This is a genomic window from Mycobacterium asiaticum, assembly GCF_001673635.1.
Classification (GTDB): domain Bacteria; phylum Actinomycetota; class Actinomycetes; order Mycobacteriales; family Mycobacteriaceae; genus Mycobacterium; species Mycobacterium asiaticum_C.
The window spans coordinates 1-24,392 of record NZ_LZMH01000022.1 but is presented as its reverse complement, the minus strand read 5'-3'; the positions used below and the strand labels follow the sequence as shown (position 1 = coordinate 24,392).

Sequence of the window (24,392 nt, the reverse complement as noted above, 5' to 3'; positions counted from 1 at the left end):
GCCGCCGTGGCCGGTGACCGCTGACCCCAGCCATGCCGCGCACTCGTTGCCGGCACCGATGCAGAAGCGACGGAACCAATGAACTTTCTACTGAACGTTGAAGACCTGCGCGTTTCCAACCGTGCTCACCTCACCGCGATTCGACCTAACCGCGACCGGTACCGGCCTGTTCCCCAAAGATCTCGCCCAGTCCCGGCCCGGAATCATCAGCCTGCCAACATGGTTGGCAACACCCCGGTCCTGTGGGTCTCCGGAGCGACCAGCCCGGTCGGCGCTACCGGCCACGGATTCTGGGCCAAGCTGGAGGGATTCAACCCCGGCGGCATGAAGGATCGCCCCGCGCTGCACATGGTGGAACGTGCCCGCGCACGCGGCGACCTGGCACCGGGCGGCACAATCATCGAGTCAACCAGCGGCACATTGGGATTGGGTCTGGCGCTGGCCGGCAACGTGTATCGGCATCCGGTCACCCTGGTGACCGACCCGGGTCTGGAGCCGATCATCGCGCGGATGCTGACCGCCTACGGTGCCCGGGTCGACATGGTCACCGAGCCGCATCCGGTCGGCGGCTGGCAGCAGGCCCGCAAGGACCGGGTCAGCGAGCTGCTCGCCACCGAGTCCGCCGCGTGGAACCCCAACCAGTACAGCAACCCCGACAATGTGGACGGCTACCGAACCTTGGCCCTGGAGTTGGTGTCTCAGCTCGGCCGTGTCGATGTCCTGGTGTGCTCGGTGGGCACCGGCGGCCATTCGGCCGGGGTGGCCCGGGTCTTGCGGGAGTTCAACCCCAACTTGTGGTTGATCGGCGTGGACACCATCGGGTCCACCATCTTCGGTCAGCCCGCAGCCAACCGCGTGATGCGTGGATTGGGTTCGAGCATCTATCCCGACAACGTCGACTACGGCGCATTCAACGAGGTGCACTGGGTTGCTCCGGCCGAGGCGGTGTGGGCCGCGCGCAACATGGCGGCCACCCACTTCGCCAGCGGCGGGTGGAGCGTCGGGGCGGTCGCGCTGGTCGCCGGCTGGGCCGCGCGCACGCTGTCGCCCGACGCGACGATCGCCGCGGTCTTCCCGGATGGCCCGCAACGGTATTTCGACACCGTCTACAACGATGAGTACTGCGCGGACCGCGGGATACTGGGCGGGCGCCCGGCCACCGACCCCGACTACATCGCCTCGCCGGCGGACGCCGTGGTGAGCCGTTGGACGCGTACCACCACGGTGGTCAACCCGGTTCGGGCGGTGGCGTGATGGGATTGCTGGGGCAGTTTCACAGCTTCAATCGACCCACCCGGGTGCTGATGGTCAACCAGTTCGGCATCAATTTCGGCTTCTACCTGTTGATGCCGTATCTGGCCGACTACCTTTTCGGTCCCCTCGGGCTGGCGGCGTGGGCCGTCGGTCTGGTGCTGGGCGTACGCAACTTCTCCCAGCAGGGCATGTTCTTCGTGGGCGGTACGCTCGCCGACCGGTTCGGGTACAAGCCGTTGATCGTCGCTGGATGCCTGCTGCGCACCGGTGGGTTCGCTCTGCTGTCCGTCGCGCAATCCCTGCCCAGCCTAGTGATCGCGGCGGCCGCCACGGGTTTCGCCGGGGCGCTGTTCAATCCCGCGGTGCGCGCCTACCTCGCCGCCGACTCCGGTGAGCGCAAGGTCGACGCATTCGCGACGTTCAACGTCTTCTACCAGGCGGGAATCCTGCTCGGTCCGCTGGCGGGATTGGCCTTGCTGACAGTGGATTTCCGAGCGACCGTGTTGACCGCGGCGACGGTGTTCGCCGTGCTGACGGTGGCGCAGCTACGAGCGCTACCTCAGCGCACGGTCGAGCCCAGTGCCGAACGAGGCTCGGTCCTACACGATTGGCGCACGGTGGTCCGCAATCGGCGGTTCCTCGCCTTCGCCGCTGCAATGTCCGGCGCCTACGTCCTGTCATTCCAGGTCTATCTGGCGCTTCCGATGCAGGCGTCGCTCTTGGTGCCGGGGCGCCAAGCACTGGTCGTGGCAGCGGTGTTCGCGGTTTCGGGGCTGGTCGCGATCGCCGGCCAACTGCGTATCACCGCATGGTTCGCCGAGCGCTGGGAGCCTGCCCGCAGCCTGGTTGTCGGCGCGGCAATCCTGGCGGCGTCCTTCGTGCCGCTCGTCGTGGTGCCGAACGCTCAGCGGTTCGGCACGGCCGCCGGGGTGACGGCACTGCTGCTCTCAGCCGGCTTGCTCGCGATCGCCTCGGCCGCGTTGTTTCCCTTCGAAATGCGCACCGTGATGACCCTGTCGCGGGACAGACTGGTCGCAACGCATTACGGGTTCTACAGCACGATCGTGGGGGTGGGAATCTTGGCGGGCAACCTCGCGCTCGGCGCCCTGATGGACGTGGCACACGGATGGAACGCTGACGAAATGGTCTGGGCCGCTTTGATATTGCTGGGCATAGTCACGATCCTGGGGTTGGTCCGGTTGGACAGATCCGCTCCAGAGCTTGATAGATCAGCCGGCTATACCTCTGGGTTCGATCCGATCCGGCCGAGGTGACCTGGCCCATCTTGTTCATCACATAAGCAAAGGTCACCCGCCGGTCGAGATCCATGACCACCGTGGACCCACCCCAGCCACCCCAGTAGCAGATCCGTCCCGCCGGAATATCCGGCACCGCCTCCACTTTGGGCAACGCAAATCCGATACCCCAGCGCGCCGGCATACCCAGCACCAGATCGATGCCGTTGGCCTGCTCGGTGAAGATCAGATCGACCGTGTCCGGGCTCAGGAACTGCCGCCCATTGACCCTGCCGCCCAGCGAAATCGGAGACAGTGCTCGCACCAGGGCACGGGCATTGCCGTGGCCGTTGGCCGCACCGATGTCTGCGCGCCGCCACTCCGTGCTCTGCGCCAGCAGCGCGGCCTCACCGGTCGGTGCCAGCATGCCGAAGGTCTTACGCATCGGGTGGTCCTCGGGCACGGCGTCCAATGGGATGTCCAGCGGTGGTGGCGGGATCAATTCGGCGATACGGCTGTCATCCTCGGGGCGGGCGCCGATCTGGATGTCGGCGCTCAACGGGGTGGCGATCTCCTCCCGCACGAACTCCTTGAGCGTCCTGCCGGTGATGCGGCGGACGATCTCACCGACCAGGTGGCCGATGTTCACCGCGTGGTAGCCGGATGCGGTGCCGGGCTGCCACCACGGCGCCTGCGCGGCGAGATGGGCGGTGGCTTTCTCCCAGTCGTAAACCTCTTCGATGGTGAACGGCAGCTCCCAACCAGACACCCCCGAGGTGTGGCTCAGCACGTGGCGGACCTCGATGCCCTCCTTGCCGTTCGCGGCGAACTCCGGCCAATAACGGGCGACGGGCGCGTAGGGGTCGAGATCACCGCGGTCGATGAGCAGCAGCGCCGCCAGCGCGGTGACGTTCTTGGTGCTGGAGAAGACGTTGACGATGGTGTCGGCGTTCCATTGCCTGGTCTTGGTGCGGTCGACGTAGCCGCCCCAGATGTCGACCACCGTCTCGCCGTCGAGGTCGACCGCAATGGCGGCGCCGAGTTCCCCGCCGGTGGACAGCTCGTCGGCCAGGCCTGCCGCCAGGTCGGCGAAGCGCGGGTCGTAGTGTCCGGCGATGACGGCGTCGACTGCGGTATCGCAGATTTGTCTGGTCATGGTTGATCTCCTCTGTGGTCGGTTCTGCAAATATGCGGTCCGCGCCGCCCGCGGCGCATTGGCCGGATCGCGTAAATCGCCGCCGCGGTGAGCGGGTGATTTTTCTACGCATATCCGCCGATGTTGCGGGCCACGACGCGCCGCAGGCTGGCTAGCATGGGTGAATCTGATCCCCGCGTGGACACGGCGCCGCTGAACTGGAGCGAGTTGGGCGTGAGCGAACTGCCGACCGGTACGGTGACCCTGCTGCTGGCAGACATCGAAGGATCCACTGCGCTGTGGCAGAACCATCCCGCCGAGATGACCGAGGCAGTTGCGCGCCTGGACGCGACCCTGGCTGAGCTGGTGGACGCCCACCACGGGGTGCGCCCGGTCGAACAGGGCGAGGGGGACAGCTTCGTCGTCGCATTCGCCCGCGCCAGCGACGCCGCGTGCTGTGCCCTGGCGTTGCAGCGGGCACCGCTGGCTCCGCTGCGGATGCGAATCGGGGTGCACACCGGCGAAATTCAGCTCCGCGATGGTGCCAACTACATGGGACCCACCATCAATCGGGCCGCCCGGGTGCGCGACCTGGCGCACGGCGGCCAGACCGTGCTCACCGCGGCCACCGAACAGGTCGTGGTCGATCATCTGCCGGATGGGGCGTGGCTGACCGAGCTCGGCACGCACCAACTGCGTGGCCTGGCCCGGCCCGAGCGCATCGTGCAGCTGTGCCATCCCGACCTGCGCGTCGAATTCCCGCCGCTGCGGTCATCGGATAGCGCTGCCGCTCAACCGCTTCCGATACCGTTGACCAGCTTTGTCGGGCGCAGCGCCGAAATCGCGGAGCTTACGCGGCTCGTCAACGAGCACCGGCTGGTGACCCTGACCGGCGCGGGCGGCGTCGGCAAGACCCGGTTGGCCGTCGAGCTGGCAACACATCTCACCAAGGGGGTCGGCGGCCCGATCCACTATGTCGATCTCGTTCCGATCAGCGACCCCGCTCTGGTGGAGGGAGCCGTCGCCCAAGCCCTGGGCCTGCCCGATCAACCCGGCCGGTCTATCGCCGACACCGTCGTGGCACGCATTGCCGACAACCCGACGTTGATCGTGCTGGACAACTGCGAGCATGTGCGCGAAGCGGTTACGGCATTGGTGGATTCGCTGTTGGGTCGCTGCCCCGCCGTGCGGATACTGTCCACCAGTCGCGAACCGCTGCGCACCGCGGCCGAGGTGAACTGGCAGGTTCCTTCGCTCGGGGTGGCCGACGACGCCATCGCGTTGTTCACCGACCGCGCCCGCCACGTTCGGCCCGAGTTCGCCATCACCCAGAGCAATATCGACGCGGTCACCGAGATCTGCCGGCGGCTGGACGGGATGCCGCTCGCCATCGAATTGGCCGCCGCCCGGATGCGGGCGTTGTCGGCGGCCGACATCCTGGACAGCTTGCAGGACCGTTTCCAGCTGCTCACCGGTGGCGCACGCACGGCCGTTCGGCGGCAGCAGACACTGCGGGCTTCGGTGGACTGGTCGCATTCGATGCTCACCGAAGCGGAGAGCGTGCTCTTTCGTCGATTGGCCGTATTCGCAGGTGGTTTCGACCTCGACGCCGCTGTATCGGTGTGCGGGGGCGAGGGCGTGCAGCGCTATCAGGTGCTCGACCAGCTGACCCTGCTGGTGGACAAGTCACTGGTGCAGGCCGACAACATCGCCGACCGGGCGCGGTACCGCATGCTGGAAACGATCCGCGAGTACGGCTTGGAGAGGCTCAACGAGTCCGGCGAGGCCGCGGCGGTGCGTCGTCGGCACCGGGACCACTACGCCGCGCTGGCCACCGCGCTGGATACCCCTACACGCAACGACTTTCGGGACCGGGTCGCCCGCGTCGAGTCAGATCTCGACAACGTGCGGGCCGCATTCGCCCATTGCTGTGACAACGGGGAGTGTGAACAGGCGTTGCAGCTGGCGTCCTCACTGCAACCGCTGTGGCAAGGTCGCGGCCGGTTGCGCGAGGGCCTGACGTGGTTCAATTCGGTGCTCAACCGTGCCGACGTCGATCCGGCTGTCATCGACCCGGCGATATATGCCCGCGCCATCGCGGACAAGGCCGTGCTGGATTCCTTCACCGCGGCGACTGACAGTGTCGAGCAGGTGCACCGCGCCCTGGATACCGCACGCGAGCTCGGGGACCCCACGCTGCTAGCACGCACTCTGACCGCATGTGGTTGCATCGCCAATCTTGACTTCGATTCGGCGGCAGGGTATTTCACCGAAGCGATCGATCTGGTCCGGGCGAGCGGTGACGACTGGCGGCTCAGTCAGATCCTGGGTAGGCAGGCGTACCTCGCTGCCATGGCCGGCGACCCGGTCGCGTCCGAGGACCTCGGCCGCGAAGGCGCGGAAGTCGCCGGTGCGCTCGGTGACTGGCTGAACGAGCACTGGTGCCGCTGGAGTGTGGGCATGTCCCAGATGTTTCGGGCGGATCTGGACGGCGCCGTGGACACCTTCCGCAACGTGCACGCCGACTGCACAACCGACGGGAACATTCTGGGTGGCATGTTGTGCCTGATCAGCATGGGTTGCGCCCTGGTGTACCGCGGGGATGTCGCCGCGGCCCGGGACGCGGGCCACGCGGCGGTGGCCGCCGGGGCCGAAATCGACGCGATACTGGAACTCGCGGCCGCAACCGTGCTGGCCATTGCGGCCGTGGCCGAGGGCGACGCCGAAGCCGCGAGCGCGATTGGCGCAAAGGTCTGGGACCATCCCGCTGTTCACCGCGGCACCGTGGCCGCCAGCGCCGTCGCCCTGTGCGCGCACGTCGAGGGCGACCTCGCTAAGGCGCAGCAATTGGCCGACGAGGCGGTTACCACGCTCGAAGGTTGGCACCGCCTGCTCGCGCTGAGCGTCCGCGCACACATCGCCGCGGATCGCGGCGACAACGAGCAGGCCCGCCGCGACGCCCATCGCGCGCTGACGACGGCCGTCGACAATCAGGGCCGGCTCGGCGTCCCGGCGGCTCTGGAGGTCCTGGCACGGCTGGCGGTGGACGCCGGCAGCCACGCCGAGGCCGCCCGGCTGCTTGGGGCGGCGGACGCCCAGCGCGCCCGCGTCGGCGAGCTGCGCTTTCCCGTGTACCAGCCCCCTTACGACTCGGCGTGCGAGCAATGTCGGAAAGCATTGGGAGACAGTGAATTTCAGGCGTCTTATGATGCCGGCGCGGCACTTACCGTCGACGATGCCATCGGCCATGCGCTGCGCCGGCGCGGCGAACGGAAGCGGCCCGCCATCGGTTGGGCGTCGCTGACCCCGACCGAGCTCGACGTGGCCCGCCTGGTCAGCGAGGGGCTGGCGAACAAGGACATCGCCGAGCGGATGTTCATCTCGCCTCGCACGGTCCAGGCGCATCTGACCCACATGTACACCAAACTCGGCTTCACCTCCCGGCTACAGCTCGCCCGCGAAACCGCGCGCCGCAGCGCCGACTCCTGAGGCCGCGCGGAAATCACATAACGGCGTCATTCGAATTCCATGTGAATTTCGTCGGCTGCACCAACAGCTGCTCAACTGGGCCTTAACATAAGGTTAACGAAAGGTGAACGCGTCCAGTGCGCGCGGTGAGGTGAACCATGGATTTCGGGGCGTTGCCACCGGAGGTCAACTCCGGCCGGATGTATGCGGGTTCCCGCTCCCGGTCGATGCTGGAGGCCGCGCACGCCTGGGACCGGCTGGCCGACGAGCTTTACGGAACCGTGAATGCCTACCGGTCAACCATCGCCGCCCTGGCAGCCGACGGCTGGCAGGGTTGCGCTGCTGATGCGATGGCCGACGCCGCCGGGCCCTATCTGCGCTGGCTCACCCGTACCGCGAGCCAGGCGGAAGAGATCGCCAGTCAGGCCAGGGCCGCGGCCAGCGCCTTCGACGACGCGCTCGCCGTCACCGTCGCGCCGTCGGTCGTCGACGCCAACCGTGCCCGCGTGGCGGCGTTGAGTGCCACCAACGCGACCGGCCAGTCCACACCGGCGATCGCATCCCTGGAAGCCGACTACGGCGAGATGTGGGCACAGGACGCCGCCGCGATGTACCGTTATGCCGCCGCCTCGGCAGCGGCCGCCACCCTTCCGTCGCTGACGCCGCCCGCGCTGGGCTACAACATGCCGGCACTGATGGGTTCCGACGAAGGCGACGGCACCCCGGCCATGTTGGCGCCCGCGATGCCGGCGGTGCCTCAAGCGCTGCGCAGCCTCGCCGGACCGGTCCGGTCGGCCGCGGTCACCTCCGGGATCGCCAGGCTGCTGCGGCAGTGCAAGTTCGCCTCCCCGATGAGCGCCTTCGCCTCGGCGATCAGCTCGTCGCGGAGCATGACTTCCTCGGGCACTTCGGCGCGGCCGAAGATGCCTGCGCAGCCCGACATGAAGCTGACCATGGGCCGCGGTGTGGTGGTCGGGCGGTTGGTGGTGCCGCCCAGCTGGGGCGCTGTGGCGATGGGCGCGGTGCGCGCGATCGCCTGATCGCCGATCAAACCGCCGAGCCGCCGCCGTCGACATGCAACGTCGAGCCGGTGATGAAGCTGGCCCGGGGTGAGCTGAGGAACAGCACCGCCTCGGCGATCTCCGCCGGGTGGGCGGTGCGGCCCAGTGGGAGCGCCTTGCCGAGTTCCTCGTTGACCTCGCCCCATTCGGCGGCGACGCCAGGGGTGCGGGTGGGGCCGGGTGCCACACTGTTCACCCGCACGCCGCTGGCGCCGAATTCAGCGGCCCACGTCCGGGTCAGAGATTCCAGTGCGGCCTTGGAAGCGCTGTAGCCGGAGGCCCCTGCCACGCCCTTGACGGCGACCATGGTGGTGACGTTGACGATGCTGCCCCGGCCCCGCTCCAGCATGCCCGGCACCAAACCCGCGACCAGGAAGTAAGCGCCCCGGACGTTGGTGTCAAACATCGTCTCGAAGCTGGACATGTCCTGATCGACGGTCAGCGCGGATGGGAAACTCGCGGCGTTGTTGACGATGATGTCGACGTCGCCGCACTGCTGCACCAGGGCTTGCACCGACTCGGCGTCGGCCATATCGGTCTTTACGAACCGGGCGTTCGGCCCGATGGCCTCGGCGGCCAGCTCACCTCGGACCGGATCCCGGCCCGAGATGATGACGGTGGCGCCCTCGCTGGCGAGCAGTCGGGCCGCCTCCAGCCCGATGCCCGCCGTACCGCCGGTGACGACCGCGGTGTGGTCGATCAGTTCCATCCGATTCACCTCCGGGGCGGCGCCCACCGACTAGCGGGCGGTGCCGCTGGCCACGCTCGCGGCCATCCAGTCGCTGAACCGGGTGGGATAAATGGTCACTTCTTCCCCGTCGATGGGAACGATGGTGTCCTCGTCGAGCACCGCGCCGTAGTAGCGGGCGGCCGGGTCGGTCACCACCTGACGCGGGTCGCCGGTGGCGGCGAACCGGTTGCGGATGAAGTCGTCCATGCCGGCCTTCTCCGGCCCGGCGATGTTGACGACCCCGTTGACCGGTTCGGCGGTCGCGGCGCGAGTCACTGCCGCGGCGACGTCCGAGGCGGCGATGGGTTGGAAGGCCCCGTGCGGAGCGCGCACGGTATCACCGTCGGCCAGTGAATCGGCGATGCCGTCGACGAATTCGAAGAACTGTGTCGCCCGCACGATCGTGTATGGCGACCCCGACTCGGTGATCACTCGCTCCTGGGCGATCTTGCCCCGCATGTAGCCGCTGTCACCGGCCCGGGTCAGGCCGACGATCGAGAGCGCGACGTGGTTGCGCACGCCGGCGGCGCGCTCGGCCTCCAGCAGATTGCGGGTGGAGGTGGTGAAGAAGTTCAGCACGTCTTCGTCGGTCCACGACGGCGAGTTGGACACGTCGACGACGGCGTCGACCCCCGCCATCGCTTCGGCGACACCCTCACCGGTAAGACTGTTGACACCCGAGCTGGGCGACGCCGAAATGGCCTCGTGTCCCTGTTCGGTCAGGTTCGCGACCACCTGCGACCCGATCAGTCCGGTGCCGCCTACGACCAAGATCTTCATTGCCACGCCTTTCCAAGTTTCTCCCGATGAACTGGCACGTTCAGCATCCCCCGGCCACGGGGTGGGGTGAACCCTTGAAAGTCCGTAGTCAGTCCGTGGGCCGGAGCTGTCGGCGTGACTTGATGCCCAGCTTGGCGAACACCTTCCGCAGGTGCCATTCCACGGTGTGGGTGCTGATGAACAGCTGCGCGGCGATCTCGGGGTTGGTCAGACCCTCGCCGGCCAGCTTCGCGATCTGCGCCTCCTGCGCCGTCAGCTCCATCGCCGGAGCCGCGGCGCGGTTGCTCACCTTCTGACCGGTCACCAGCAGCTCCCGGCGGCTGCGTTCGGCAAACCCTTCGGCGCCCATCCGGGTGAACATCTCGTGGGCGGTGTGCAACTGGCTGCGGGCGTCGACGCGGCGGTTGCAGCGGCGCAACCATTCTCCGTACAGCAGATGCGCGCGGGCGAGCTGGACGGCGATCCGGGTGTTGCCCAGCTTCTCGATCGCTTCCCGGTAGTGGGCTTCGGCTCGGCGGTCGTCGGCGAGCAGCGCCCGAGAGCGCGCCAAAATGCCTGTCGCCCAGTCTGTCTGGCTGGCCAGGGCACGCTCTTCCAGACGGGTCAACGCATCCCGTGCGGTGTCCCGCTCGCCGCTGCGGGCCGCCGATTCGATCAATTCGACCAGGCACCAACCGAATAGGCCCAAGTCGTCGTCCTCGCACGCGCGCCGGGCGGCCGCACACGCCTGCTCGTACCGGCCCAGGCCGTTGTAAAGCACGGCCGTGGCGAAGCTCGTCAGGGCGATCACCCGGCCTTCGCCGCGGGCGACGCCGTCGTGCAGAGCCGACCCGATCAGGTGCAGGGCCTCCGATTCGGCACCACGCAGCGCCGCCAGCAACACCGAGTGGTACTTCACCGGGGCGTAGCCGGTGGCGGTCGTGATGGCGTCGGCTTCCTCGATGAGGACCGCGGCGGCGCTGAACTCGCCGGCCTGCACATGCACTCCCGCGCGGTACACCAGGGCAAGTGGCAGGACGGCGAGCGCACCGGCCTGCCGGGCCATCCGCACCGCGTGAGTGGCCAGTTGATGCCAGATCTCGTCGTCCCAGAGTTCGTGCGCCGCGGACTCCTGCACGATCGGGAACGCCTGCCAGAACCAGCGCATGATGTCGTCGCTGCCGCGCTCGGCCTCGGAACGGATCAGCGCCAGTGCGTCGCGCAGCGTTACCAGGCTCGCGGCGTGGCCCTCGGTGGCCCGGATCGCGATGCCGTCCAGCAGCAGGTCCACCGCCCGTGCGGGATGGGGGCCGGGTGGTGCCGTACGCGCGGCGGCGGCCGTCATCCGGATGCCGCCGTACGGACACAGCCGTCCGCCGAACAACGCCGCGCCCACCGCTTCCAGGTAGGTCTCCCGGGACTGAGCGTTGTCCAGTGCGGTGAGCTGCCGGGCGGCGTCCAGCAGCCCGACCGCCGAATCGGAGACGGTCGGCGCCTCGGGATCACCGCTGCGGCTGCGGGCGAAGGCGATCTGGGCGCGCAGCCGGGTGAGCCGGGCCAGCTGCAGGTCATCCAGCGCGGCACCGGACTCCGCGATAGTCAACAGCTCGTCGGCGGAGTCGAAGGCCGCCGCGTCCCACTTGGCCTGGGCGGCAGCGAGCGCTCGGACCGCCCGGCGCATCGGATCGGCGGTCAACTGGGTGGCCCGTTCCAGGAATGCCGCCGCGGCGGCCACCCCACCTCGCGCCTGCGCGCGCTCGGCGGACAGCTCGAGTTGCACCGCGACCGAGTCGTCGGGTCCCGTGGCGGCCAGCGCCAGATGCCAGGCGCGGCGATCCGGATCGGAGTCCCCGTCGGTGACCGCGGCCAGGGCCCGATGCGCGCGTCGTCGCTCCATCAGGCCCGCGGCCCGATAGGCGGCCGAACGCACCAACGGGTGGCGGAACCGCACCCGGGTTCCGACATCGATCAGCCCTGCCGCCTGGGCCCCCACCGCGGCGTCATCGGGTAGCCCGAGGTGTGCGGCGGCACGCAGCAACAACGCCGCGTCGCCGACCGGCTCGGCCGCGGCCGTGACCAGCAGCTGCTGGGTGTGGCCGGGTAGTTGCTCGATGCGGCGCAGGAAGGTGCGCTCGATCTGCCCGACCAGCGGTTGCGCATCGGGCGGCCCGAATCCGCCGGCCAGCTCCGCAGCGGTCAGCCCTTTCGGCAACTCCAGCAGGGCCAGCGGGTTGCCCCGGGTTTCGGCGACGATCCGGTCGCGCACCTCGTTGTCCAACCGGCCCAGTACAGCCGAATCCAGCAACGCGCGGGCCTCGGCGGCGTTCAGCCCCTGCAGGGTCAGCTCCGGTAACCCGGCCAGCTCCTCGCCCGGACCCTCGCGTACCGCGAAAACGATCGCGACGGGTTCGGCGATCAGGCGGCGGGCGACGAAGGCCAACGTCTGGGCCGACACCCGATCGATCCACTGCGCATCGTCGACGAGGAAGAGCAGCGGCTGGCGTTCGGCGGCCGCCGCGATCAGACTGAGCACCGCCAGCCCGACCAGGAAACGGTCGGGGGCGGGCCCGGCGCTGCGGCCGAACGCGATCTCCAGCGCGTCGCGCTGCGGCGCCGGCAGCTCACCGATCCAGTCCTGCAGCGGTATACACAGTTGGTGCAGCGCGGCGAAAGCCAGCTCCATCTCCGATTCGACGCCCGACACCCGCGCCGTCTGGAAGCCCGCGGCCCGCTCCGCGGTGAAATCCAGCAGGGCCGTCTTGCCTATCCCGGCTTCACCGCCCAGCACCAGCACCTGGCTTTGTCCCGACCGGGCTGCGGACATCAACCGTTCCAGCGCCGCGCATTCCGCGCGCCGACCCCGTAAACGAAGCGCCCGATCGGTAATCACCCTGCCGGTTGACCTTACCGATAGCGCGGAGCCTCTTGTTAAATCAACTGCTTGACTTAATGCGGTCGCCGCCGATTAACTCGACGGGTGGTCAACGAATTGGTGGACAAGGTTGCCGTCGTCACCGGTGCGGCATCGGGGCTGGGCCGTGGAATCGCCCAACGGTTCGCCGCCGAGGGCGCACGGGTTGTCATCGCCGACGTCGAGACCGAGGGCGGCCAGACACTGGCCGAAACACTGGGTCCCAATGCCGTCTTCCAGCGCACCGACGTCTCCGATCCCGAACAGATGAGCGCGCTGGTGGCCACAGCGGTGCAGACATTCGGGGGCCTGCACATCATGGTGAACAACGCAGGCGTCTCCGGGCCGCTACGCCGCCTGCTCGACGACGATTTCGCCGACTTCCACCGCGTGATGGCGGTCAACGTCCTCGGGGTGATGACCGGCACCCGCGATGCGGCGCGGCACATGGCGGCCAACGGCGGGGGATCGATCATCAATCTGACCTCGATCGGCGGCATCCAGGCCGGCGGCGGTGTCATGACGTACCGCGCGTCCAAGGCTGCGGTCATCCAATTCACCAAGTCGGCGGCAATTGAGTTGGCATATCACGAGATACGCGTCAACGCTATCGCCCCCGGCAACATCCCCACGCCCATCCTGGCGTCGTCGGCAGGAGACATGGACCCCGAGGAACTCGAGCGATTCGAGGCCCGGATTCGACAGGGCATGCGCGACGATAGGCCGCTCAAGCGGGAAGGCACCCCCGATGACGTCGCCGAGGCCGCCCTGTATCTGGCGGGCGAACGATCGCGCTACGTCACCGGTATCGTGCTTCCGGTGGACGGGGGAACGGTGGCCGGCAAGGTGATTCGGTCCAGCAAGCGGGACTGATGCTGCCGATGTCGATCCTGTCTAAACAGGCGGTGGCCGACACGGTGGCTCGGGTCATCGCGGCCACGCTCAACCCGGCTCCCAAGCCTGCCGTACGCTTCCCCGAGATCGCCGGCCGCACCACACGGGTTGTGATTCCTACCGGGCATGGCGAGGTCTCCGCCACCGTCTACCACCCGCCCGGTGACCCGGTTTCACCCCCTGTCTATGTCAATGTGCACGGCGGGGGATTCGTCGTGGGGCATCCCGAACAGGACGACCCGTGGTGTCGTTACCTGGCGGCCCACACCGGTGTGGTCGTCGTCAACACCGATTACGTCTTGGCTCCCGGCCATCGCTTTCCCGCTGCGCCCCAACAGATTTACGACGTCGTGCGCTGGGCGGGAAACCGAGATCGGGACTGGGACGGGACGCGTCTTTGCGTCGGCGGGCAGAGCGCTGGCGGCAACCTGAGCGCCGCCGCGGCCCGCCTCGCCCTGGAGAACGGGGGTCCTGCCATCGCGCTGCAGGTGCTGCACTACGCGCCGCTGGATCTGGTGACGCCCACCGGGGACAAGACGTCCACGATTGGTGGCCGGGCGGTGATGAAGCCGTGGATGGGCGCGATTTTCGACACCGCCTACATTCCCGATCCGGCGAACCGGCGTGATCGGCTGGCCTCACCGGCCTGGGGGCCGAATGCCGACGGCATCGCCGGCATAGCGCCCGCTTTGATCGTGACGGCCGAACACGACCGGCTTCGCGACGAGGCCCGCAGGTATGCGGACAAACTGGCAGCGGTCGGCGCGTTGGTGGAGTACTACGAGGTGCCCGGCGTCGACCACGGTTACAACATCATGACCGGGGCCGCTGAGGTCACCCGCCGCGCGTATGCCCGAATAGCGGAGCACGTCTCGAGGGCTGTTGGCGGGGATACCCGGCCGAATTAAATCAGTCGCTTGACTTAATGGTGCGGGAGGCGTTGACTGGCCGGTATGACCACAGTCGGCCGGGTCGTGCGCAGCGAGCGGGCCAGCTCCACGCAGGAGGCGATTCTGGTCGCCGCCGAACGGCTGTTCGCCGAACACGGCGTCTTCGCGGTGTCCAACCGCCAGGTCAGTGAGGCGGCCGGGCAAGGCAACAACGCCGCGGTCGGCTATCACTTCGGCACCAAGGCCGACCTGGTCCGCGCGATCGAGCAGAAGCATCGCGGTCCCGTCGAGCAGTTACGCGAGCAGATGGTGGCGGCGCTGCCGGCCGCCGCCGGGATGCGGGACTGGGTCGCCTGCCTGGTCCGTCCGTTGACCGATCACCTCGAGGCACTCGGTAATCCCACCTGGTATGCGCGGTTCGCCGCCCAGGCCATGACGGATCCCGCCTACCAGAACATCGTCGTCAAGGATGCGTTGAGTTCGTCGTCGCTGGTTCAGGTCATCGACGGGATCAGCAGCTGCCTGCCCGACTTGCCCGTCGACGTCCGGTTCGAACGAAACATCATGGCGCGCAACCTTTTGATGCATACCTGCGCCGATCTCGAGCGGGCGCTGGCTGACGGTACCCCGGTGCCCCGGCCGTCCTGGCGGGCCGCCGCCACCGGACTGATCGACGCGATCGTCGGACTGTGGCTGGCACCCGTCACCGTTGCGGATGAAGAGTCAGGTAGATGAAAGTCTCTGTCAATCAGGATATCTGCGCTTCGTCGGGTAACTGCGTGATGAACGCGCCCGAGGTATTCGACCAGCGCGACGAGGACGGCGTCGTCGTCCTGCTCAACCCGAACCCGCCCGCCGACCAGGCCGAGGGCGCGCGCAAAGCCGCCGCCTTCTGCCCGGCTCTGGCCATCCAGATCGAGGAGTGACCGTGTCCGACACCCTGACGGATAACACCACCGCCACGGACATCCCGGAGTATCCGATGCCGCGCGCGGCCGGTTGCCCGTTCGCACCGCCCCCGGACGTGATGGCACTGGCCGAAGCCAAACCGCTGTCGCGGGTTCGGATCTGGGACGGCAGTACCCCCTGGCTCATCACCGGGTACGAGCAGTGCCGCGAGTTGTTCTCCGATTCCCGGGTCAGCGTTGACGACCGGGTGCCCGGGTTCCCGCACTGGAACGCCGGCATGTTGTCGACGGTGCACAAGCGCCCGCGCTCGGTGTTCACCTCCGACGGTGAAGAACACACTCGCTTCCGTCGAATGTTGTCCAGGCCGTTCACCTTTCGGCGCGTCGAAGGATTGCGACCGGCCATTCAGCGGATCACCGACGACCACATCGACGCCATGCTGGCCGGGCCGCAGCCGGCCGATGTGGTCAGTGCCCTCGCGTTGCCGGTGCCGTCATTGGTGATCAGCCAGTTGCTCGGGGTACCCTATGAGGACGCCGAACTGTTCCAGGAACACGCAAACGTCGGGCTGGCCCGCTACGCGACCGGTGAAGAGACCACCAAAGGCGCGATCAGCCTGTACAAGTACATCATCAAGCTGGTCGAGGCCAAGATGGAGAACCCGACCGAGGACGCGGTCTCCGATCTGGCTGAACGGGTCAAGGCCGGCGAGCTCAGTGTGAAAGAGGCCGCGCAGCTCGCCAACGGGTTACTGGTGGCCGGTCACGAGACCACCGCGAACATGATCGGGCTGGGCGTGCTTGCGCTACTGGAAAATCCGGACCAGCTGCCCGCCATTCGCGATGCCGACGATCCCAAGATCGTCGCGAACGCGGTCGAAGAACTCCTGCGCTACCTCAGCATCATTCAGAACGGTCAGCGCCGCGTCGCCATCGAAGACATCCCGATCGCCGGCGAGGTGATCCGCGCCGGCGAGGGCATCATCATCGACCTGGCTCCGGCGAACTGGGATGCACAGGCCTTTACCGAACCCGAGCGCCTGTACCTGCATCGCTCTGGCGCCGAACGCAATGTCGCCTTCGGCTACGGCCGTCACCAGTGCGTCGGCCAACAACTGGCACGGGCGGAGTTGCAGATCGTCTTCCGCACCCTGTTCCAGCGGATCCCGACGCTGAAACCTGCCGTCCCGCTTGACGAGATCCCGTTCAAACACGACCGCCTCGCCTACGGCGTCTACGAGTTGCCGGTCACCTGGTAAGCCTCAGCCCAACGAGAAGTATGTGAAAGGTCGACGATGACTACACCAACAAGCACCCTGTATCCGCCGAAAGGCTTCGGCGCACCGAAGGATCGTCGCGGGCATGCCATCGGCAGCGATGTAGGGTTGCCGACGGGCACCGAGGTGTTTTCGGCGGACAACCACATTTCGCTCGCCGCCGACATTTTCTACGAGCGTTTCCCCGAAGACCTGAAGGACAAGGCGCCCCGGATCTGGTACGAGGAGGGCGCATACCAGGTCGGCCGCAAAGGTCAGTCGTTCCTGCCGGGCGACTTCAGCGCGGTGCTCATGCAATACGACGATCTGCCTGGGGCGGCCAGCACCAACATCGACGCCCGCATTCAGGAGTTGCGCGAGGACGGCGTCGACAAGGAGCTGGCCTTCCCCAACGCGGTGCTGGCACTGTTCCACTACCCGGACAAGAAACTTCGCGAGCTCACCTTCCGGATCTACAACGAGTACATCGCGGAACTGCAGGAGCGTTCCAACGGCCATTTTTACGGCGCGGGCCTGATCAACTGGTGGGACCCGAAGGGCACCAGGGACACCCTGGCCGAGCTGAAGTCCTTGGGGCTCAAGACGTTCCTGATGCCGCTCAACCCGGGCAAGGACGACGACGGCAACCCGATCGACTACGCGAGCACGGCGATGAGCGCGGTGTGGGATGAGATCGAGGCCGCCGGCATCCCGGTCACCCACCACATCGGCGAGACCCCACCCAAGAGCCCGTGCGAGTTCAACAGCGTGGTGGTCGGCATGATGATCAACATCGACGGGTTCCGGGAGACGTTCTCCAAGTACATCTTCGGGGGCATCCTCGATCAACACCCGGGTCTGCGGATCGGTTGGTTCGAGGGTGGGATCGCGTGGGTGCCGTGGGCGCTACAGGACGCCGAACACCTGGTTGCCTCCTACCAGCACATGTTCAACCGGCCGTTGCAGCACGACGTCCGGTACTACTGGGATAGGCACATGAGCGCGTCATTCATGGTCGACCCGTTGGGCTTGGAGCTGATCGACCGGATCGGCGTCGACAAGGTGATGTGGTCCTCGGACTACCCACACAACGAAAGCACGTACGGGTATTCGGAGAAGTCGCTGGCGGCTGTGGTGGACGCGGTCGGACCGGAGCGGGCCGCGCGAATCGTGAGCGGCAACATCACCGAATTCCTGGGCTTGTGACCGTCTTTGCCGATGCACCTGGGATGACCATCCCGGAGCGTCCCGACCTGTCGCGGATGCGCCGGGAGACCGGGGCGCGGCTGCGGGCCGCCATGGTCGAGCGCGGCGTCGACGCCCTGGTCCTGCTCGGCAACAACGCCGTCGTCTATGCCACCGGGGCGAGCTGGCCGCTGGGCGATGCCGGGGTGTCCTACGTCGAACGCCCGGTGGCGGTGGTGCTGGCCGACGATCCGTGGCCGCATCTCTTCCTGCCGTTCCGGGAGGGCGCCGCGCAGGAATCGGAGTTGCCCACCGACCACCTGCACGGGCCGGTCTATCTCGAATTCGACGAGGGGGTAGACGATTTCGCCCGGCAGCTGGCCGACCTGATTCCCGCCGGATCGACAGTGGCGGTCGACGAATTCACCGGTGCCATGTCACGAGCCCGGAAGTCGTTGTTCCCCAACGGTGCTCCCGTCGACGCTTCGGCAGTGGTGAGCGCCGCCAAGGTGGTCAAAACCGCGGACGAATTGGCCTGCATCCGCACCGCGGTACGGATCACCGATCAGGCCATGATCGAAGTCCACCGGGCGCTGGTCCCCGGCATCCGCCAGATCGACCTCTCGGCACGGTTCTTGCGCCGGGCCTTCGAGCTGGGGGCGATGGCCAGCATGCTCGAGCCGATCTGGCAGGTGATGCCGCCCAGCAAGGCCGAGGGGGTGTGGACCACACACGGTGACCTGGCGTTGCCGCTGCTGAGCACCGAACGCGAACTTGCCGAAGGTGATGTGCTGTGGACCGACGTCAGCATCACCTACCAGGGCTACTGCTCCGACTTCGGGCGGACCTGGATCGTCGGGCAGGATCCGTCGCCGCGCCAGCAAGCCCAGTTCGAGAAGTGGCGCGAGATCATGAACGCCGTGGTGGGGGTGGCCCGGGCCGGCGCCACCGCCGCCGACCTCGGCCGGGCGGCCATCGCCGCCAACGGAGGCGCCCGGCCGTGGCTGCCGCACTTCTACCTCGGCCACGGGATCGGCGTCAACGCCGCCGAAATGCCGATGATCGGAACGGATCTCGGTGACCAGTTCGACGAGAACTTCGTCCTCCAGCAGGGCATGGTGCTGGTGCTCGAGCCGGTGGTCTGGGAGGACGGTACCGGTGGCTACCGCAGCGAAGAGGTCCTGGTGATCACCGAGGAAGGCTCGACACGATTGACCGACTACCCCTATGACCCCTATGTCGACTGAGGTTCTGCCCGACGCCCGCGCCCTGCGCAGCGGACGCCGCGAACGAGCCCTGGCGCAGATGGCCGAGCACAACCTCGACGTGCTGGTGCTGGGCCGCCAGGCCAACGTCCGTTACGTCACCGGCGCGCCGCAACTGTGGGTCGCCGGGACCCGGCCGTTCGGCCCGACGTGTGTGCTGGTCCGCGCGACCGGCGCTATTCACCTGCTGAGCACCTGGGACGAGGGTGTGCCGGAGGACATTCCGCACGAGAACCTTTACGGCATCTCCTGGAATCCGGTCAACACCATCGCGGCGCTGCAGCGCATCGACGGCGCGGCCGACGCCCGGCGGGTCGGAACCGATGCGCTTTCACCGGTTTTCGCGCAGTTGCTGCCGACCGCGTTTCCTGCGGCCGAACTCGTCGACGGAGAACTCGCGATGCGTGCGGCCCGGCGTATCAAGACCGACGCGGAGGTCGATGCGCTGCGTGGGTCCATCAGGGTGGCTGAGTCCGGGCTGGGTGTCGCAGTATCCGAATTGCGGCCGGGGGTCAGCGAGCAGACTTTGGCCGGGGTGCTGCTGGAGGCGCTTGCCGCGGGCGGAGTGAGCACTCCGTCGAGTCAGGATGTGGCATGGGTGACCTCTCGTGAACACCCCTGGCGGCGAGTCGCTGGTGACGGCCGGGTGCAGGACGGTGACCTGGTCGCGCTGTCGGCCGGCGTGGTGGCCGGTGGGTATATCGGCGAGGTCGGCCGCACCTGGCCAGTGGGCGAAAACCCCAGTGCCGCAGCGCTGTACGAGCGTTGGGATCGGCTGTGGTCGCTGCTGATCGCGGCGTGTCAACCAGGAGCCGGGGCAGGCGAGCTGCTGTCGGCCTACGCGGCGGCCGGCGAACCCGCACCGCCGATGCCCGTTGCCCGCGGACTGGGGATGGGCTTCGACCCGCCGGTCATCTCCGCGCTGCTGCCCCGGACCGCCGGCGAGGAGCGCCTGGAGCCCGGCATGGTTCTCGCCGTCACGGGCTACGTCTGGGAGCCGGGCGTCGGCGCGGTGTTCGGACGTGAAGCGGTATTGATCACCGCCGACGGGCCCGAGGTGCTGACCGCGAGCCCGTCCTGGCGGAGGTGATCGATGGCCGCCAAGGCGGAGAAGATTATTCGCTACGAAAAGGACGCCAAGACCCGGATCGCCATCATCACGTTCGACCGGCCGGAATACCTGAACGCTCCGACGATCGCCGCGCGGCAACGTTATGCCGACCTGCTGCACCGCGCCAGCATCGACGACAAGGTCAAGGTTGTGGTGATCCGGGGTGCCGGTGACGACCTGGGATCGGGTGCGGACCTGGAAGAGTTCATGCGGGCCAAGGACGCGGCCGAACCGGCTCCGTTGCTGACCGAATTCCGGGTCGGTGCCGACGAAATCACTTACCCGCCTCGGGGCACGTTTCGGCATGGCGCATCCATCGGGCAGTGGTACGCCAACCCGAACTCCGGGATTCGCGGGCTGCAGGACTTCAAGAAGATCAGCATCCTGGAGGTCAAGGGTTACTGCTACGGCTGGCACTTCTACCAGGCGGCCGACGCCGACCTGGTGATCGCCAGCGACGACGCACTGTTCGGCCATCCGTCGTTCCGCTATTACGGATGGGGACCACGAATGTGGTGGTGGGCCCAGACCATGGGCATCCGAAAGTTCCAGGAAATGGTCTACACCGGACGGGCTTTCACCGCGGCCGAGATGTACGACTGCAACTTCCTGAACAGCGTGGTACCCCGCGCCGAACTCGAAGCCGAGGTGGCGAAGTACGCGTTGGCCTGTGCGCGTAACCGCCCCACCGACACCGTCTTCATGCAGAAGACGTTCTTCGAGATCATGAAACAGTTCCAGGGCGAGTACATGGGCAGTCTGCTCAGCGGTTTCTTCGAGTCCGTCGGCGGCGGCGCGCAACCGGACGCCGACGATTTCACCTTGGACACGGCTATCGACCGGGGGCTGGGTGAGGCCGTCAAGAACAATGACGCCAAATTCCCGCCGGAGTGGCGGCTGAGCAAGAAGGACCGGCGCCCCGACCCCAAACGGAAGCGGAAGCGCTAGTGGAATCGCCGCTGTCCGGTTACACCGTCGTCGACCTGTCCACCGGCATCGCGGGTGCCTATTGCACCAAACTGCTCGCCGATGGAGGCGCCGAGGTCATCAAAGTTGAGCCATTGGAGGGGGATTGGTTACGGTCCTGGTCTTCTTCGTCTGCGACGATCGAGCCCGGCTGCGACGGCGCGTTGTTCAGCTTTCTGGCGGGGTCCAAGCGCAGCGTCGTCGTCGACCCGCGCGAGGTGGACGACATCGGGTTACTCAACCGGCTGCTCGCCGCCGCGGACGCCGTGGTCTGGTCGCCGGGATCCGCGGTGGCGCAATCATTTCCACCGCACAAGATCCGGGGTGACCACCCGCATCTCGTCGTCACATCGATCACTCCGTTTGGACTGGACGGCCCGTGGCGGGACCGCACGGCAACCGAATTCACGTTGCAGGCGTGGTCGGGGGGCATCATCGGGCTGGGCCGCGGGGTGGCCGACCGGGCACCCGTCCACGTCGGCGGGCAGGTTGGGGAATATCTGGCCGGTGCTTATGCCAGCGCAGCGACGCTCGCCACGCGGTACCTCGGTCGCGGTGAGCTCATCGACCTGTCGATGCTGGAGACTCAGATCCTCGGTCTCACCTACTATCCCGTCACCTATTTCGAGATGCTGGACCGCCCCTGGCGGGACGCCCGGCGGCCCACCGTGCCCGGGGTGGCGGTCGCGCAGGACGGTCTGGTGGACCTCGGCTGCGGGACCGCGCAGCAGTGGTTCGACCTGTGCGCCATGGTCGGCCACCCGGAATGGATCGACGAGAACTCGCGGCTGACGATCACCGAGCAGGCCAACATTCATGCCGACGACATCTACGCGTGGGTCCGCAGCCAGCCGGCCGACGAGATCCGCGAACTGGCCACCGCCTTCCGGATACCCAACGCGCCGGTGGCCAACGGTGCGAACGTCGCGTCGCTGGACCACTTTCGGGCACGCGACTCATTCATGCGCAACCCGCGCGACGGATTCACCCAGCCGCGCCACCCCTATCGGATGCAACCCGCCCAGTTGCGCGAGCCGGGCCCGGCCCCCCGACTCGGTGAGCACACCGCCCAGTACCGGGCGGCGCGTCTCACCCCCCGTCCGGTGTCGACCCAGGACCGGCCCACACCGCACCTGCCGCTGAGCGGGCTTCGGGTACTGGACCTGACGACCTTCTGGGCAGGACCATCCTGCACCCACTTCCTGGCCATGCTCGGGGCCGAGGTGGTCCACGTGGAATCCACCGGCCGCCCGGACGGGACCCGGCTGATCGCCGGCATACCGGTCACCGAGGAGCAATGGTGGGAGAAGTCGCCGATCTTCGCCGCCCTGAACACCAACAAGAAGGGGCTGACGCTGGATCTGCAGAGTCGGCGGGGGCGCGAACTGCTGTATCGACTGATCGGCACCTGTGATGTGGTCGCGGAGAACTTCACACCCCGCGTCCTCGATTCGATCGGGCTGGATTTTGCTGCGGTGCAGTCGATTCGGCCCGACGCGGTGATGGTGCGCATGCCGGGCTTCGGCCTCGACGGACCATGGCGGGACAACCCGGCCTTCGCCTACGTCATCGAATCGGCATCCGGAGTGAGTTGGCTGACCGGCTATCCCGACCGCACACCATTCGAGCCGTATTCCGTCGGGGATCCCAACGCCGGGGTGCACGCACTCAACGCGCTGCTGCTCGCCCTCGAACATCGGCGCCGAACGGGCCAGGGTGTGCTGGTGGAGGCGGCCATGGTGGATGCGGCGCTGAACATCGCCGCGGAGCAGGTTATCGAGTACTCGGCGTACGGGGTGCTGCTGGAAAGGGCGGGCAATCGCGGGCCTACCGCCGCGCCGCAGAATCTGTACCGTACCAACGAGATCGACGAATTCGGGCGGCTGGACAGTTGGGTTGCGATCGCGGTGGCCACCGACCGGCAATGGGGCCGGCTCTGTGACACACTCGGATCTCCGTCGTGGGCAACCGATCCCGCGCTGAGTACCGCCGCCGGCCGGCGAGCCGACGCCGACCGGATCGACGAGCAGCTGGCGGCCTGGTGTGCAGGCCGCAGCGGCGACGAGATCGTCGCGGCGCTCTGGGACGCCGGCGTGCCGGTGGCCAAGGTCCTGCAGCCGCACCGTCAGACGGAGATACCGCAACTGGACGCGCGCGGCTTCTTCGAAGTCGTCGACCACCCGGTGTGCGGCCCGGCTAGGCTCAGTACCGTGCCCATGCGGATGTCCGGCGGTCCGTGCCGGTTTCATACCCAGCCCGCGCCCTTGCTCGGGCAACACAACCACGAATTGCTCACCGAGCTGGGGTTGACCGATGCCGAGATCGCGGAGCTGGAGGCCGACGGCGTGATCGGCCAGGCACCGCGATGATTAGTTGCGCGAGCAGACGCAAAAGCCCCCAAATCGCGTGCCGCGAGGGGGCTTTTGCGTCTGCTCGCGGGTGGGGGTGAGTGGCGTGCCGATCGATCCTTCCGACATCCTGCTCACCGACCGCGTCGCGGTGGTCACCGGAGGCGGGGCGGGCATCGGCCGAGGGATCGCCGCCGGGTTCGCGGCCTTCGGAGCCCGGGTGGCGATCTGGGAGCGCAACCCCGAGACCTGCGCACGGGCCGCAGAATCGATTGGTGCACTGGGCATCACCACCGACGTTCGCGACAGCGCCCAGGTCGACGCCGCCCTGCAGCGCACGGTGGCCGAGCTGGGCACACCGACGATCCTGGTGAACAACGCCGGCGGGGTGTTCTCTTCGCCGCTGCTGGAGACCAGCGAAAACGGTTGGGACGCACTGTATCGGGCCAACCTGCGGCACGTCCTGCTGTGCACGCAGCGGGTCGCGCGAACGATGGTGGCGGCCGGCCTGCCGGGCAGCATCATGTCGGTCACGTCGATCGAAGGCGTGCGGGCGGCGCCGGGCTACGCCGCGTACGCCGCGGCCAAGGCCGGTGTCATCAACTACACCAAGACCGCCGCACTGGAGCTGGCGCCCCATCGCATCCGGGTCAACGCGATCGCACCCGACATCACCATGACCGAAGGTCTCGCGGCGCTCGGCGGCGCGGATGCCAGCGCGGCGATGGGTGCCGTCGTCCCGTGGGGGCGTCCCGGCCATGTCGACGAAACAGCGGGCGTCGCAGTGTTTCTCGCCTCGGACATGTCCGCCTACATCACCGGCCAGACCCTGCACGTCGATGGCGGAACACACGCGGCCGCCGGCTGGTATCACAACCCGCAGACGGGGACCTACCAGCTCGGACCCTAGGTTTGTTGGCGCGAGCAGACGCGAAAACACCCCCCCCCCCCCGCGGGGGGGGGGTTTGTCGGGTGCTCGCGCAACAATGGCGCCACCCTTCGGCGGCCTGCTCCGG

General features: G+C 67.7%; 19 protein-coding genes. 15 read left to right on the top strand and 4 right to left on the bottom strand.

What is annotated here, in order from left to right:
• The first annotated feature begins 78 nt into the window (after window positions 1-78).
• Window positions 79-1,254, top strand: coding sequence for a PLP-dependent cysteine synthase family protein (locus A5645_RS04835; RefSeq protein ID WP_081288162.1), 1,176 nt, complete (start codon window positions 79-81; stop codon window positions 1,252-1,254).
• A complete protein-coding gene (locus A5645_RS04830; RefSeq protein ID WP_065128727.1) occupies window positions 1,254-2,528 on the top strand; it encodes an MFS transporter in 1,275 nt (424 codons plus the stop codon). Before A5645_RS04835 ends, A5645_RS04830 begins: the two co-directional genes overlap by 1 nt.
• Here A5645_RS04830 and A5645_RS04825 read toward each other — a convergent pair.
• On the bottom strand, window positions 2,431-3,645 hold the full coding sequence (locus A5645_RS04825; protein ID WP_065128633.1) for a serine hydrolase domain-containing protein: 1,215 nt from the start codon (window positions 3,643-3,645) through the stop codon (window positions 2,431-2,433). The two genes, A5645_RS04830 and A5645_RS04825, sit on opposite strands and share 98 nt — an antisense overlap.
• Window positions 3,646-3,801: 156 nt before the next feature.
• Here A5645_RS04825 and A5645_RS04820 point away from each other — a divergent pair, with 156 nt between their 5' ends.
• Complete coding sequence (locus A5645_RS04820; RefSeq protein ID WP_155767853.1) at window positions 3,802-7,113, top strand: helix-turn-helix transcriptional regulator; 3,312 nt, start codon at window positions 3,802-3,804, stop codon at window positions 7,111-7,113.
• 137 nt (window positions 7,114-7,250) lie between these two features.
• Window positions 7,251-8,132, top strand: a complete 882-nt coding sequence (locus A5645_RS04815; RefSeq protein WP_065128632.1) for a PPE family protein — start codon at window positions 7,251-7,253, stop codon at window positions 8,130-8,132.
• Window positions 8,133-8,139: 7 nt separating this feature from the next.
• Here A5645_RS04815 and A5645_RS04810 read toward each other — a convergent pair whose 3' ends face one another.
• From A5645_RS04810 to A5645_RS04800, 3 genes are all read right to left on the bottom strand, one after another.
• Window positions 8,140-8,862 (bottom strand): SDR family NAD(P)-dependent oxidoreductase, encoded by a 723-nt coding sequence (locus A5645_RS04810; protein WP_065036747.1) that lies wholly within the window; start codon window positions 8,860-8,862, stop codon window positions 8,140-8,142.
• 30 nt (window positions 8,863-8,892) lie between these two features.
• Window positions 8,893-9,663 (bottom strand): SDR family oxidoreductase, encoded by a 771-nt coding sequence (locus A5645_RS04805; RefSeq protein ID WP_065036722.1) that lies wholly within the window; start codon window positions 9,661-9,663, stop codon window positions 8,893-8,895.
• 88 nt (window positions 9,664-9,751) lie between these two features.
• Complete coding sequence (locus A5645_RS04800) at window positions 9,752-12,532, bottom strand: helix-turn-helix transcriptional regulator (RefSeq protein WP_081288161.1); 2,781 nt, start codon at window positions 12,530-12,532, stop codon at window positions 9,752-9,754.
• 87 nt (window positions 12,533-12,619) lie between these two features.
• Between A5645_RS04800 and A5645_RS04795 the strand changes: the two genes are divergently transcribed.
• The 11 genes from A5645_RS04795 to A5645_RS04745 all read left to right on the top strand — a co-directional run bounded on the left by A5645_RS04795 (window position 12,620) and on the right by A5645_RS04745 (window position 24,286).
• A complete protein-coding gene (locus tag A5645_RS04795; RefSeq protein WP_065128630.1) occupies window positions 12,620-13,426 on the top strand; it encodes an SDR family oxidoreductase in 807 nt (268 codons plus the stop codon).
• An 8-nt stretch (window positions 13,427-13,434) separates the two neighbouring features.
• Entirely contained in the window at window positions 13,435-14,355 is a 921-nt protein-coding gene (locus A5645_RS04790) for an alpha/beta hydrolase (RefSeq protein WP_065128721.1), read from the top strand.
• 45 nt (window positions 14,356-14,400) lie between these two features.
• Entirely contained in the window at window positions 14,401-15,072 is a 672-nt protein-coding gene (locus A5645_RS04785; RefSeq protein WP_065036725.1) for a TetR/AcrR family transcriptional regulator, read from the top strand.
• Window positions 15,069-15,263, top strand: coding sequence for a ferredoxin (locus A5645_RS04780; RefSeq protein WP_036365249.1), 195 nt, complete (start codon window positions 15,069-15,071; stop codon window positions 15,261-15,263). Before A5645_RS04785 ends, A5645_RS04780 begins: the two co-directional genes overlap by 4 nt.
• A gap of 2 nt (window positions 15,264-15,265) precedes the next feature.
• The gene (locus A5645_RS04775) at window positions 15,266-16,504 is read left to right on the top strand and encodes a cytochrome P450 (protein ID WP_065128719.1); all 1,239 of its coding nucleotides are present in this window, start codon (window positions 15,266-15,268) and stop codon (window positions 16,502-16,504) included.
• A gap of 36 nt (window positions 16,505-16,540) precedes the next feature.
• Window positions 16,541-17,707: an amidohydrolase family protein gene (locus A5645_RS04770; RefSeq protein ID WP_065128629.1), complete on the top strand. Its 1,167-nt coding sequence runs from the start codon at window positions 16,541-16,543 to the stop codon at window positions 17,705-17,707.
• Window positions 17,708-17,730: 23 nt separating this feature from the next.
• A complete protein-coding gene (locus A5645_RS04765) occupies window positions 17,731-18,933 on the top strand; it encodes a M24 family metallopeptidase (RefSeq protein ID WP_081288160.1) in 1,203 nt (400 codons plus the stop codon).
• Window positions 18,923-20,041, top strand: coding sequence for a M24 family metallopeptidase (locus A5645_RS04760; protein WP_065128627.1), 1,119 nt, complete (start codon window positions 18,923-18,925; stop codon window positions 20,039-20,041). The genes A5645_RS04765 and A5645_RS04760 overlap by 11 nt, the downstream gene beginning before the upstream one ends.
• A 3-nt stretch (window positions 20,042-20,044) precedes the next feature.
• Entirely contained in the window at window positions 20,045-21,010 is a 966-nt protein-coding gene (locus A5645_RS04755) for an enoyl-CoA hydratase/isomerase family protein (RefSeq protein WP_065128626.1), read from the top strand.
• Window positions 21,010-23,397 carry a CaiB/BaiF CoA transferase family protein gene (locus A5645_RS04750; protein WP_065128625.1) on the top strand — a complete coding sequence of 796 codons (2,388 nt, stop codon included), beginning with the start codon at window positions 21,010-21,012 and terminating at the stop codon, window positions 23,395-23,397. Before A5645_RS04755 ends, A5645_RS04750 begins: the two co-directional genes overlap by 1 nt.
• Window positions 23,398-23,482: 85 nt before the next feature.
• The gene (locus tag A5645_RS04745; RefSeq protein ID WP_065128624.1) at window positions 23,483-24,286 is read left to right on the top strand and encodes an SDR family NAD(P)-dependent oxidoreductase; all 804 of its coding nucleotides are present in this window, start codon (window positions 23,483-23,485) and stop codon (window positions 24,284-24,286) included.
• Window positions 24,287-24,392: the final 106 nt, after the last annotated feature.